The 12,592-nt window shown below is 61.9% G+C and carries 12 protein-coding genes and 1 riboswitch; of the genes, 6 read left to right on the top strand and 6 right to left on the bottom strand.

Going from position 1 to position 12,592, the window contains the following annotated elements; translation table 11 throughout:
- Positions 1–36: 36 nt before the first annotated feature.
- Positions 37–1,470 (bottom strand): FAD-linked oxidase C-terminal domain-containing protein, encoded by a 1,434-nt coding sequence (locus ACN0SD_RS11010; protein ID WP_417808290.1) that lies wholly within the window; start codon positions 1,468–1,470, stop codon positions 37–39.
- Between the two features lie 79 nt (positions 1,471–1,549).
- Between ACN0SD_RS11010 and ACN0SD_RS11005 the strand changes: the two genes are divergently transcribed.
- A complete protein-coding gene (locus ACN0SD_RS11005) occupies positions 1,550–2,251 on the top strand; it encodes a DUF599 domain-containing protein (RefSeq protein ID WP_417808289.1) in 702 nt (233 codons plus the stop codon).
- A 15-nt stretch (positions 2,252–2,266) separates the two neighbouring features.
- Here ACN0SD_RS11005 and ACN0SD_RS11000 read toward each other — a convergent pair whose 3' ends face one another.
- The 4 genes from ACN0SD_RS11000 to ACN0SD_RS10985 form a co-directional block, all read right to left on the bottom strand.
- Positions 2,267–2,962, bottom strand: a complete 696-nt coding sequence (locus tag ACN0SD_RS11000; RefSeq protein ID WP_417808288.1) for an ATP-binding cassette domain-containing protein — start codon at positions 2,960–2,962, stop codon at positions 2,267–2,269.
- Entirely contained in the window at positions 2,946–4,496 is a 1,551-nt protein-coding gene (locus ACN0SD_RS10995) for a thiamine/thiamine pyrophosphate ABC transporter permease ThiP (protein WP_417808287.1), read from the bottom strand. The genes ACN0SD_RS11000 and ACN0SD_RS10995 overlap by 17 nt, the downstream gene beginning before the upstream one ends.
- Entirely contained in the window at positions 4,472–5,464 is a 993-nt protein-coding gene (thiB, locus tag ACN0SD_RS10990; protein WP_417808286.1) for a thiamine ABC transporter substrate binding subunit, read from the bottom strand. Before thiB ends, ACN0SD_RS10995 begins: the two co-directional genes overlap by 25 nt.
- 36 nt (positions 5,465–5,500) lie before the next feature.
- Positions 5,501–5,606, bottom strand: a riboswitch (TPP riboswitch).
- 82 nt (positions 5,607–5,688) lie between these two features.
- On the bottom strand, positions 5,689–7,050 hold the full coding sequence (locus ACN0SD_RS10985; RefSeq protein ID WP_417808285.1) for a dicarboxylate/amino acid:cation symporter: 1,362 nt from the start codon (positions 7,048–7,050) through the stop codon (positions 5,689–5,691).
- Between the two features lie 179 nt (positions 7,051–7,229).
- Between ACN0SD_RS10985 and aroC the strand changes: the two genes are divergently transcribed.
- Together aroC and ACN0SD_RS10975 are read left to right on the top strand one after the other, a co-directional pair.
- A complete protein-coding gene (gene aroC, locus ACN0SD_RS10980; protein ID WP_417808284.1) occupies positions 7,230–8,330 on the top strand; it encodes a chorismate synthase in 1,101 nt (366 codons plus the stop codon).
- Positions 8,331–8,434: 104 nt separating this feature from the next.
- Positions 8,435–9,211 (top strand): transglutaminase-like domain-containing protein, encoded by a 777-nt coding sequence (locus ACN0SD_RS10975; RefSeq protein WP_417808283.1) that lies wholly within the window; start codon positions 8,435–8,437, stop codon positions 9,209–9,211.
- Positions 9,212–9,291: 80 nt separating this feature from the next.
- Here ACN0SD_RS10975 and ACN0SD_RS10970 read toward each other — a convergent pair whose 3' ends face one another.
- Positions 9,292–9,567, bottom strand: coding sequence for an accessory factor UbiK family protein (locus ACN0SD_RS10970; protein WP_038128706.1), 276 nt, complete (start codon positions 9,565–9,567; stop codon positions 9,292–9,294).
- A gap of 124 nt (positions 9,568–9,691) precedes the next feature.
- Here ACN0SD_RS10970 and lgt point away from each other — a divergent pair, with 124 nt between their 5' ends.
- From lgt to pgeF, 3 genes are read left to right on the top strand one after another with little or no spacing between them, the layout of a single operon-like run.
- Entirely contained in the window at positions 9,692–10,597 is a 906-nt protein-coding gene (lgt, locus tag ACN0SD_RS10965) for a prolipoprotein diacylglyceryl transferase (RefSeq protein ID WP_417808355.1), read from the top strand.
- On the top strand, positions 10,594–11,670 hold the full coding sequence (locus ACN0SD_RS10960) for a class I SAM-dependent methyltransferase (protein ID WP_417808282.1): 1,077 nt from the start codon (positions 10,594–10,596) through the stop codon (positions 11,668–11,670). Before lgt ends, ACN0SD_RS10960 begins: the two co-directional genes overlap by 4 nt.
- Positions 11,671–11,686: 16 nt before the next feature.
- A complete protein-coding gene (gene pgeF, locus ACN0SD_RS10955; RefSeq protein WP_417808281.1) occupies positions 11,687–12,448 on the top strand; it encodes a peptidoglycan editing factor PgeF in 762 nt (253 codons plus the stop codon).
- Positions 12,449–12,592: the final 144 nt, after the last annotated feature.

The following is a 12,592-nucleotide window of genomic DNA, read 5'->3' as shown; positions in this document are numbered from 1 at the left end:
CCTTCCAAATTCTTGAAATATTCCGGGGCAGTGCCCCTAGATGATGCGTCGGCTTTCGGTCATGCCAAGCGGAAACACCTTGGCCGGGTTCAGCAACCATTTCGGATCGAACACATCCTTAACGCGCAGCTGCGCCTCAAGATCGACGGGGGCGAATTGCACGCTCATTAGATCGCGCTTTTCGATGCCCACGCCATGCTCGCCAGTCAGACAGCCGCCGACCTCGACGCACAGCTTGAGGATCTCGGCCCCCAACTGCTCGCATAGCTCCTGCTGGCCTGCCTCGTTGGCGTTATACAGGATCAACGGGTGCATATTGCCATCGCCCGCATGGAAGACATTGGCGACATCAAGGCCGTAGTCCTTCGACAGATCTTCGATCCGGCGCAGCACGAAGGATAGTTCATTGACCGGGATCGTGCCGTCGAGACACATGTAATCGTTGATCTGGCCCATCGCGCCGAAAGCCGATTTGCGCCCCAGCCAGATCCGCGCGGCCTCATCCGCCGAGGCGGCCTCGCGGAACTCCACTGGATCGTGGCGCGTGGCGATCTGGCGGATCATGCCGATTTGCTCGTCGATCTCGGCTTTTGAGCCCTCGCATTCCACGATCAGCAGCGCCTCGCAATCGGGATAGCCTGCGTGGCAGAACGCTTCGGTGGCGCGAATACAGGGGCGGTCCATGAATTCGATCGCGACCGGCAAGATCCCGGCGCGGATGATATCGGCGACACAAGCGCCCGCGATCTCGTTGGAGGAAAACCCGATCAGGACCGGGCGCGCGCCTTCGGGCTTGGGCAGGATTTTCAGTGTGGCCTCGGTGACGACACCAAGTTGCCCCTCCGAGCCGCAGATTAGCCCGAGCAGATCAAGCCCGCCGGAATCTAGATAGGCCCCGCCAATTTCGACCACCTCGCCCTGCATCGTGACCAACGTAACGCCCAGCAGGTTATTCGTCGTCACCCCGTATTTCAGGCAATGTGCGCCGCCCGAATTCATCGCGATATTGCCCGAGATCGCGCAGGCCAACTGGCTGGACGGGTCGGGGGCGTAAAACCAGCCATCGCTTTCCACGGCACCAGTGACCGACAGGTTCGTGCGTCCGGCTTGCACGCGAATAAAACGGTTGTCGTAATCGGTTTCCAGCACGCCATTCATACGCGCCAGCCCCAGCACCACCGAATCGGCCTGCGGCATTGACCCACCCGCCAGCGACGTGCCCGCCCCGCGCGGCACGACCGGAACGCCCAGATCATGCAACAGCTTCAGCGTGGCGGCGACCTCGGCGGTGGTGCGCGGCAAGACCACCGCAAGCGGCTGACAGCGATAGGCCGAAAGCGCATCGCATTCATAGGCGCGCGTCTCGGCGGGATCGTCGATCACGGCATCGCGGGGCAGAACCTCGCGTAGGCGCGCTACGATCTGCGCCTTGTTGGCAAGCAAATCGGCATCGGGTATCGGCATTTGCATGGCGTCTCCTCCCTTTGGTCAGAAATTATAACCAATTCTGGCGCGTGACAAGTCAACTCCTCTCACGCTAACAGAGAGCATGACAGAAAACAGTCTCTTTGGCCCGCTTACCCCGCTCGATTTGATCGCGCTTGTCGTGCTGGTGATCTGCTGGCTTGCGATTGGCTGGCTGACCGAGCACTCGCCCAGCCATCGCCCCTCGATGGGGAAATTGATGGAGAGCTATCGCCGCGAATGGATGCGCCAGTTGGTGACGCGCCAACCGCGAATCTTTGACAGCGCGATGGTGGACGGGCTGCGCCAATCGACGACGTTCTTCGCCTCGACCGCCTTGATCGCGATTGGCGGCGGGCTGGCACTGATGGCGAACCCCAAGCCGCTGACGGATATCGCAAGCGATTTTGCGCTGTCGCAGGGACCAACGCTGCTTTGGGAGGCGCGCATTCTTACGGCGGTGCTGTTTGGCGCCAATGCGTTTTTGAAATTCGTCTGGTCGCATCGGCTGTTTTCTTACGCCGCGATTGCGATGGCGGCGGTGCCAAATGATCCCGACGATCCGCTGGCCTATCCGCGCGCGGATCAGGCCGCGCAGATCAATATTAATGCTGCCAAAAGCTTCAATCGCGGGTTGCGCTCGGTCTATTTCGCGCTGGCGACGCTGGCTTGGTTGCTGGGGCCCTTGGCGCTGATCGCCACGACGGTGTTTACCACCGCGATGCTGTGGCGGCGCGAGTTTGCATCTGAATCGCGCCGCGCCTTGCTGGATAATCGCCCTGATTGAGCGCCGCGCGCCGGGTCACTCTCCCAGATAGGCGCGCAGAGTGGGGGGCGGGTGATTGAGCAGGCTCTGCGTGTCTTGGGGGGCAAGCGCTACGCCATCAGCCACCAGCACCGTCTGCGAACATAGCGCGCGGGCGTCGTCTGGGTCGTGGCTGACCATCAAGACCGTTGTGCCCTGTTCGCGCGCGATCTGCGCCACCAGCCCCAGCATTTCCGCCTTCAGTGCCGGGCCAAGGGCGGCGAAGGGTTCGTCCAGCAGCAGCATTGGGCGCGCGCGCAGTAAGGCCCGCGCGAGCGCCGCACGGCTTTGTTGGCCGCCAGAAAGCTGGCCGGGCTTGCGTGCGCCCATCCCCTCCAGCCCCGCGCGATTCAGCGCGGTTTCGATGCGGATGCGGTCTTGCGCATCGACTTTGCCATCGGGGTTCAGCCCGAGCGCGAGATTACGGGTCACGCTGAGATGGGGGAACAGGTTTTGGTCTTGAAACAGGATCGAGAGCGGGCGTGTGCCGGGATCGGTATTGGTGATGTCCTCGCCGTGCCACAGAACACGCCCCGCGCGCGGTGCAAAAAACCCCGCGATCACCGAAAGCAGCGTGGATTTGCCCGCCCCTGAGGGACCGATCACGGCGACCCGCGCACCGACAGGGATCGAAAAATCGGCCGTCAGGCGGAAATCTCCTTGCTCGATCAGCAGCTTATTGAGGGTCAGCATAATGTCCCAATCGGTCAAGCGCCCAAAACAGCGCGAAGGTAAGGATCAAGAGCAGGCTTGCCGCGCCTGCCGCCTGATCCATGCGATACGATCCCATCAGCTGGAACAAGGCCAGCGGCAGGGTGCGGGTCTGCCCGTCAGAAAATAGCGTTATCACCCCCAGATCGCCCATCGAAAACGCCGCCGCCAGCCCGGCTGAAAACCCAAGGGGGCGGGCAAGGCGGGGCAGCGTCAGCAGGCGTAACCGGGCGATCCCGCGCAAGCCCAGTGAGGCCGCGAGCCGGTCGTAATCGGTCTGAAGCGTGCGAATCTCGGGCAGCAGGATGCGGGTGGCAAAAGGCACCGACAGCGCGGCATTGGTCAGCAAAACCATCGGCAGTGCAAGGTTGGTGGGGTTCACAAATGGCCGCGCGATCAGGAACGCCCCCGTGCCCATCACCAGCGCCGAAGCGGTCATCGGCAGCATTGCCGCGATCTCGGCCCAGCGATGACGGTTCGCGGCCAGAGCGAGGGGCAGCGCGACGCACAAAGTCGCAATCGTCGAGGCCAGCGCGATGATGAGCGAGGTCGCCGTGGCGCTCCAGATCATCGGCGGAAGGTTGGTTAGTGCGGGCAGGCCGCGGGCGAAAACTGCGCCAATCGGGGTCAGCAGGAAGGCGGCGGCCAGCACGATCGCGGCCTCGTCCAGCGCGGTGTGTGCCGCCCCGCCCGAGAGTTGCGCAATCGGCGCGAAACTCCGGTCATTGCCCGCACCAAAGCTGGCGGGCAGCGTCACGCGCGCCGCGATCAGCAGCGCTGTAACCGAAATCGCGACCTGCACCAGCGCAAGGCTGGCGGCTCGACCCATGTCGAAATCAAACCGAAAGGCCTGATAAATCGCCAGCTCCACCGTAGTTGCGCGCGGCCCGCCGCCCAGCGTCAGCGCCACCGCAAACGATGTAAGGCAGACCAGAAAAATCGCGAGAAACGCACCGGGCAGAACGGCACGCAGCATCGGGCGCTCTAGCTGGCGCGCGGTTTGGACAGGGCCAAATCCAAGGCTGGCGGCAAGGCGGAAGCGCTCGGACGGGATCGCCTGCCAGCCATGCAGGATCATCCGCGTGGCCAGCGGCAGGTTGAAAAACACATGTGCCGTTATCACCCCTTGCGCGCCATAAATCGAGAGCGGCTCGATCCCGAAATGTCCCAGCGCTGCGTTGATGAATCCGCGCCGCCCGAACACCGCGATCAGCCCGAAAACGGCCACGATCACTGGCAGGATAAAGGGCGCGCCCATCAGCGAGATCAGCAGATCACGCCCGGCAAAGCGGCGTCGGTGCAGCGCGCGTGCCACCGGGATCGCCAGCGCGCAGGACAGTAATGCCGACAGCGCCGCCTGCCACAGCGTAAAGCGGATCGCGGCCAGATCGCTGGCGCGCAACCCGCTCAACCCGCCCGCGCGGATCGCTACAGCCGCCAGCGTGCCCAGAACGAGCGCGGTCAACACCGCGCCCGCAAGGGCCGCCGGGGCTATTTCGCGAGCGCGCGTTGCCATTCTTCCAGCGCCGGTCCGCGCAGTTTTTCGGCCTCGACCTCGCCGATATAAAGCGACTTTTCGGGCATCGGCAGGGTTTGGAACACCTCGGGCAGTTGGTCATGGGGCAGCTTGGCCGGGAAGGACCAGTTAGCGGTGACGATCATCTTCTGGAACTCGGGGCTCAGGATGTAGTCCATGAATTTCTGCGCCAGTTCCGGGTGCTTTGAACCTTTGAGCTGGGCCGCCAGTTCGGGCGTGAAATAGTGCCCCTCGGGGAAGATCGCGGCGACCTTGCTGTCATCGTCCTCGGCAATGATATGATAGGCGGGCGAGGTGACGTAGCTTAGCACCATATCGGCCTCGCCATCGGTGAACATGCCGTAGGCCTCGGACCAGCCCGGCGTCACGGTCAGGATTTTCGGCGCGAGCTTTTCCCATGCCGCGTCAGCCTGATCGCCATAGATCGCCTTGACCCACAGCAGCAGCGACAGCCCGGCTGCGGAGCTGCGCGGGTCTTCGATTACGATTTTATAGGCGTCTTTCGGGGCATCCAGCAGTTCGGCAAAGCTGTGGGGCGGGTTTTCCAGCTTGGTCTTGTCATAGATGAAGGCCAGATCGGACCAATCGAAGGGCAGAAAGATCAGATCGTCCCATTTCACGGGCATGGTCAGATCCGAGGTGTCCTCGTTATGGGGCGCGAACAGGCCGGTGGCGCGCGCCTTGGCGGTGACATCGGTGTTCAGACCGATCACCACATCAGCCGAGGTCCGCTCCCCTTCCAGCATCACGCGGGGCAGTACGTCGCCAGCGACGAATTTCAGATCGCAACCGCAGATCGCCTCAAAGTCCTTTTCAATCGCGGGGCCGGGGCCCCATTCGCTGGTGAAATAATCAGGCGCATAAACTGTGAGCACGGGCTTGTCCTGCGCAACCGCCAAAGTGGCGATCAGGCTCAGGGCTCCCGCAAGCATCAGGGTGGATTTCATGTCTCACTCCAAGGGCTTGCCGGGCGGAGTGGGGCCGGGAGATCCGACTACCTTCCCTCCGCCGGTCTTAACCGGTTCAGGTTCAACGGGTTCGCGCGGATCGCATCTCAGCCAGAGTTCACTGGCACCCCGAGGTAGGCCACAAACTAAAGAGCGCCGCGCCGGGGTGCAAGGGCTTTCCCGGCGCGACAGTTGTTATCTATCGCGTTTTGCGACAGGTGCCGCTAATGCGGCTTGGCATATTGGGCAAGTTCCTCTTCGGCGGCCTCGTCAATGTCCAGATCGTCGGTGACAGTGCCGGCGTTGGGGTCGTTGAACACAGCCATATCCAGCTGCCCCTCGGTCTTGGCGACAATCGCCGTCACCACCGCATCGCCCGAGATGTTCACCGCCGTGCGGATCATATCCATCAACCGGTCGACGCCAAGGATCAGCGCGATCCCCTCAATCGGCAGGCCGACCTGGCTAAGCACCATGGTCAGCATCACGAGGCCCACACCCGGCACGCCCGCCGTCCCGATAGAGGCCAGCACGGCCATCGCGATCACCGTCAGATAACCGCCCAGCCCGAGGTCAATGCCATAGACATTGGCAAGGAACACCGTGGCGACGCCCTGCATGATCGCGGTGCCATCCATGTTGATCGTCGCCCCGAACGGGATACAGAAGGACGCAACCGAGTTCTTCGCCCCCATCCCTTCGGTGACGCACCGCAGCGTGACGGGGATGGTGGCGTTGGATGACGCGGTCGAGAAAGCAAAGATCTGCGCGGGGCGGATTTTCTTCAGGAACGTGATCGGGCTGAGGCCCGAAAACACCTTGAGAAGGATCATCAGCGTTACGAACAGGTGCAGCAGCAGCGCGAAGACCAGCGTCAGCACATAGGCCAGCACCGGCACGAACAAGTCGATCCCCTGCTCGGTAAAGGTCTTGGCAATCAGCGCGAACACCCCGATGGGGGCGGCGGCCATGACGATGGCGACGATCTTCATCATTACCTCGTTCATATATTCCGAGGCCTCGACGAAGCCTTTGGATTGATGACCCAGCATCAGCACGGCAATACCTAGGATGATCGTGTAGAAGATGATCTGCAGCATCTCACCGTTGGCAAAGGCTGCGACCGGGTTGGTCGGCACGATCCCGGCAAACACATCCCAGACCGAGGGGGCCTCTTTGCCGGTGATGCCAGAGGTATCAACACCCGCCATATCAAAGCCTTTGCCCGGCCCGATCAGCGTGGCAATCGCAATCGCCACGGCAATCGCGATTGCGGTGGTCATCATGTAAAGCCCAAAGCTTTTGCCCCCGACGCGACCGAGAATGCGGATGTCGCCGATTCCCGTGACCCCGCAAATCAGCGAGAAAAACACCAGCGGCACCACCAGCATCTTAAGCGCGTTGACGAACATCTTGCCCACCATCGCAAACAACCCGCCTACGATCTGGGTGTTGATGAAATTGGAATCGATGGCGTTAAAGATGACCCCGACGATGATACCCGCGACCATCGCGACCATGATCTGCGTTGTCAGTGAAATTTTCTTTCTCCCGCCAGATGGGGGCGGTGTCGTTGTGGTGGTCATCGGCGCGTCTCCCTGCTTCCATCCGTTTCATTCAGCATGACGCAGTTTTGATATTGATCAACCTTAACGTGCGATCTGCGGCGCCCTTGGCGCAATTTGGATCTTGGGGGGATGCGCGTTGCCCTATAGCGGGCAAGTTGATAATGCGGAGGCAGAGAAACCCGCAAAGGCCGTGCTCCATGTCGTTCAACTCATTCGGTCACCTGTTCCGCGTCACCACTTGGGGCGAAAGCCACGGGCCAGCTTTGGGCGCGACGGTCGATGGGTGCCCGCCCGGCGTTGCGCTGGACGAAGCGTTCATCCAGCAATTTTTAGATCGCCGCCGACCGGGCCAGTCCAAGGAAACCACGCAGCGCAAGGAGCCCGACGCGGTGCGTATCTTGTCGGGCACCTTCGAGGGGCGCACGACCGGCACGCCGATCCAGCTGATGATTGAGAACACCAATCAGCGCTCCAAGGATTACGGCGAGATCGCGCAGCAGTTCCGCCCCGGCCATGCCGACATTACCTATCACCAGAAATATGGCGTGCGCGATTATCGCGGCGGCGGGCGTTCCAGCGCGCGCGAAACGGCCGCGCGAGTGGCGGCGGGGGGCGTGGCGCAGGCCGCGCTGGCGCAACTGGTGCCCGATCTAAAAATCTACGGCTACATGGTGCAAATGGGGGCCAAGCATATCAACCGCGCCCGCTTTGATCGCGACCAGATTCTGCAAAACCCGTTCTTCATTCCCGACGCACTCGCGGTTGATGAATGGGCCGATTACCTCGCCGCGATCCGCAAGGGACAAAACTCGGTCGGCGCCGCGATTGAGGTCGTGGCCGAGGGTTGCCCTGCCGGTCTTGGCGCGCCAATCTATGCCAAGATGGACACCGAACTAGCTGCCGCGATGATGTCGATCAACGCGGTCAAAGGCGTTGAGATCGGCGAGGGGATGGCTGCAGCGGCCTTGACTGGCGTGGACAATGCCGATGAGATGGTGATGGGGCTAGGTGGGGTGGAATACCTGTCCAACCACGCGGGCGGAATCTTAGGCGGCATCACCACCGGCCAGCCGATAACCGTTCGTTTCGCGGTAAAGCCAACCAGCTCGATCCTGACGCCACGCCGCTCGGTCAACACGCGGGGCGAAGAGGTTGAGGTGATCACCAAAGGCCGCCACGACCCCTGTGTCGGCATCCGCGCCGTGCCGGTGGCCGAGGCGATGATGGCCTGCGTGATCCTTGATCAATTGCTGATGGATCGCGGGCAAACCGGTGGCGCGCGCGGTGTAATCGGCTAAACATGGGCGTTACACTGCCCTGACTCGGGACGTTTCACTATAGTGTGGAACCTTTCCGACCGTTCGCCGATTGCCTATCCAACAAGACGAGAACAGGGACAGCCATGCGCTTTTTGATCGACGTTCAGATGCATTACAGCTTTCCCTGCCCGAACACGGTCGCGCTGGCGGTCGAGGCGGCGCAAATTCCCGGGCAAATCATCAGCAATGTAACGATGAATCTCGGCTATTCCGAGGTGTTTCGCATCGCTGCCGATAGCAATGTCGGGGAGCGTATCTGGGCGCGGGTGCCGGGAAATGAGATGTGGTTGCAGTATCATGCAGAGGTCGACGTTACGCGCGATCCCGTGTCGCTTCATGGTTTGCGCGCGATGCCGCTGCATGAGATCACGGCCGAAGCCGCGCCCTATCTGCGTCCCTCGCGCTATTGCCAGTCTGACAAGTTCATCTCGTTCGTGAACAAGCGGTTTGGGCATCTTGAAGGGGGCAGCAAGGTTGCCGCAATTCGCGACTGGATCGAGTCGAACTTGTCTTATGTTCCGGGCAGTTCTGATTCGGACACCAATGTTCTGGAAACCTTCGCGGGGCGTCAGGGCGTGTGTCGCGACTATGCGCATCTGCTGTGCACGATGGTGCGGGCGGCGCAAATTCCGGCGCGCGCGGTCTCGGCCTATGGGCCGGATGTGGAGCCGCAGGATTTCCACGCGGTGGCCGAGGTTTGGCTAGACGGCGCATGGCATCTTGTTGATGCGACCGGTATGTGCGGCGCCGATGCGATGGCCGTGATCGTAGTGGGCCGAGACGCCTATGACATTGCCTTCATGGAGTCCCAAGCCCCGGCTAATCTGATCTGGCAGACGGTTTCGGTTCAGCGCTGCTAAGGCACGCCGCACCCGTCTGAACATGAAAAAGACCGCTCTGAAAACGAGCGGCCTTTTCAATTTCAATCCCATCAATCGCTTTAGGCGTCAGGCTTGGCCTTTTTCGCGGCGGGCTTTTTCGCCCCTTCCATCGCATCAAGCCGCGCCTTAAGCGCCTCGTTTTCCTCGCGCGCTTTTTGCGCCATCGCGCGCACCGCGTCGAATTCCTCGCGGGTGACGAAATCACGATCCGCCAGCCAGCGGTCCATCCACGATTTCATCGCGGTTTCGGCCTCGTCCTTGGCACCTTGGGCCACGCCCATCGCATTGGTCATCAGCTTGGACATTTCATCGAAAATCTTGTTTGGCGGTTGCATGGGCATCCCCTCGCGTGAACGTAATAGGTTAAGGCCTATATGGGCCGCGCGGGGCCGGGGTGCAAGGTTGACTTCCCCGACGCGACAAGGCTTTCTCGCCGCGCATCATCCCGAGGAGATCGCATTGCTGCCCCTTGCCATTCCCTTTCCGCAATTCGATCCGGTCGCGTTGACCATCCCGTTCGTGGGCCTGCCGATCCGTTGGTATGCGCTGGCCTATATTACGGGGCTGGTGCTGGGCTGGCGGATCATCGTGGCGTTGATGAAGCGCCCGGGTTTGTGGCCAAACAACGCAGCACCAATGGCACCGGGCAAGGTCGAAGACCTGCTGACGGCGGTGATTTTGGGCGTGGTGCTGGGCGGGCGTCTGGGATTTGTGTTGTTTTACGAACCGGCTTGGTATCTGGCGCATCCGCTGGATGTGCTTAAGGTCTGGCAAGGCGGCATGTCGTTTCACGGCGGCTTTCTGGGCACGCTGGTTGCGGGCTGGTGGTTCGCGCGCCGCCATGAAGTGCCCAAGCTGCAACTCGCAGATGCGATGGCTTTGGTTGCGCCAATCGGGCTGTTTCTGGGCCGGATTGCGAATTTCATCAAGCCAGAGCTGTGGGGTCGTCCGACCGATGTGCCTTGGGGTGTGATCTTTCCAGGTGAAGCCGCGCAGACCTGTCTGGGGCTTGCAGGGCAGGTCGATGGAACCTGCGCGCGCCACCCCTCGCAGCTATATGAGGCGGGTCTGGAGGGCCTTTTCCTGGGCCTGATCCTGTGGGGTATGATGCGTTTTGCCCGCTCGCTGAAACTCCCTGGTTTAAGCCTTGGAATCTTCCTGACGGGCTACGGCGCGGCGCGCGCTTTTGTCGAACTGTTTCGCCAAGGCGACCCGCAATTTGTCACCCTTGGCAACCCCTACGGCCATGTAATCCGCTTCACCGATGGGCTGGGGTTGACGATGGGGCAGGTGCTGTCGATCCCGATGATCTTGGTCGGGCTGTATTTCGTGATCCGCGCGATGCGTGCGCCTAAGGCGCTATGACGCCGCTAGGGCAGCTTTTGGCGGGGCAGATCGCGGTGGAAGGCCCGATGCGGCTTGACCGCTACATGGGCGCGTGCCTGCTGCATCCCGCGCATGGTTATTACGCCACGCGGGATCCGTTCGGGGCCGCTGGCGATTTCATCACCGCGCCTGAAATTTCACAGATGTTTGGCGAGATGATCGGGCTGGCGCTTGCGCAGGCTTGGGTCGATCAGGGGCGCCCAACGCCGTTCACTCTGGCCGAGGCCGGGCCGGGGCGGGGCACATTGATGGCCGATATGGTGCGCGCGATGCGGGCTGTGCCGGGGATGGTCGCGGCGGCGCAGATCCATCTAATCGAGGCTTCGCCAGCTTTGCGCGACATTCAACGTGCGACGCTGGCGGGGCATCAGGTGACGTGGCATGACAGCCTCGCCTCGCTGCCCGATCAACCGGTGTTTCTGGTCGCGAATGAATTTCTCGACGCGCTGCCGATCCGGCAATTTCAGCGGGTCGAAGCGGGTTGGTCAGAACGCCAAGTCGGGCTTGGGGCAGATGGCGCGCTGCTGCCCGGTCTTGCGCCACCGACGCGATTGGCCGCGCTTGAGGCACGGTTTGGCGACACCAAACCCGGCGACGTGGTAGAAACCTGCGCGCCTGCTGTGGCATTTGCTGGCGATCTGGCAGCGCAGATCGCAGCCCAAGGCGGCGCGGCGATCCTGATAGATTACGGCAATTGGCACAGCTTGGGCGATACGTTCCAAGCCCTGCGCGCCCATCAACCCGTCGATCCGTTCGCCACCCCCGGCGAGGCCGATCTGACCGCGCATGTCGACTTTGAACCGCTCGCTCAAGCCGCCCGCGCGGCGCGTGCGCAGGCCAGCGCCATGACCGCGCAGGGTGTGCTGCTGGAACGGCTGGGCATCACCGCGCGTGCGCAAACCTTGGCGCAAGCGATGACGGGCCAAGCCCTCGACGCCCATATCGCCGCGCATCGCCGCTTGACCCATCCCGCGGAAATGGGTCACCTATTCCAAACGCTGGCGATTGTGCCTCAAGGTGTGGCGCTGCCCCCCGGCTTTGATGCGCTCTGATTGGCAAGGAAATGCGATGGAGACCACCCTTGAAATCCTGACGGCCCCTGCGCTGAGCGGCGTGCAGCACGGGTTCTTTACGCGCAAGGGCGGGGCGTCTTCGGGCATCTTCTGGGGGCTGAATTGTGGCCCCGGTTCCTCGGATCAAGCCGATGCTGTGCGCACCAATCGCACCCGCGCGGCCTGTGCGCTGGGGGTTTCCCTCGGCGCACTTGTGGGCGTTCATCAGGTCCACTCGGCAGATGTGTTGACCATTGACGCGCCACCCGAGGCCTCTGCTGAAGCGGATGCGATCGTGACCGCCACACCGGGCCTCGCAATTTCGGTGCTCACGGCCGATTGCCAGCCGGTGTTGTTTGCCGATGCCAAGGCGGGGGTAATCGGTGCGGCGCATGCCGGTTGGCGCGGTGCGCTGGACGGGGTGTTGGAAAATACGCTTGATGCGATGGAGCGCCTTGGAGCGCAGCGCGAGAATATCACCGCCGTGATCGGCCCTTGTATTTCACAGCAAGCCTATGAGGTGGGCGAAGAATTCATGGAGCGCTTTATCATCGAGGACCCCGCCTATAGCCGCTTCTTTTCGGGCGGGCCGGGCGGCAAGGCGCATTTCGATCTACCAAGCTTTAGCCTGCAGCGTCTGCGCGACGCCGGGATCGGGTCTGCACAATGGATCCGCCGCTGCACCTATAGCGAACCCGAGTTGTTTTTCTCGTATCGTCGCACGACCCATGCCGGTGAGGCAGATTATGGACGGCTGTTGTCTGCGATTCGTCTGTGATTACGGCAGGAATGGGGGGCGGCTCGCCTTTGATCGGCCTTACTTTCGGCGTCACGCGCGGCAATCGCTGCAAAAACCCTTGATTGCGCAGGATATTGAAACAATCGCGCCCGCCACATTTGACGCCCGCATTTCGCAAAAAAC

The organism is Thioclava sp., from assembly GCF_048263065.1.
GTDB lineage: Bacteria > Pseudomonadota > Alphaproteobacteria > Rhodobacterales > Rhodobacteraceae > Thioclava.
This window is presented reverse-complemented; position numbering and strand designations above follow the sequence as displayed.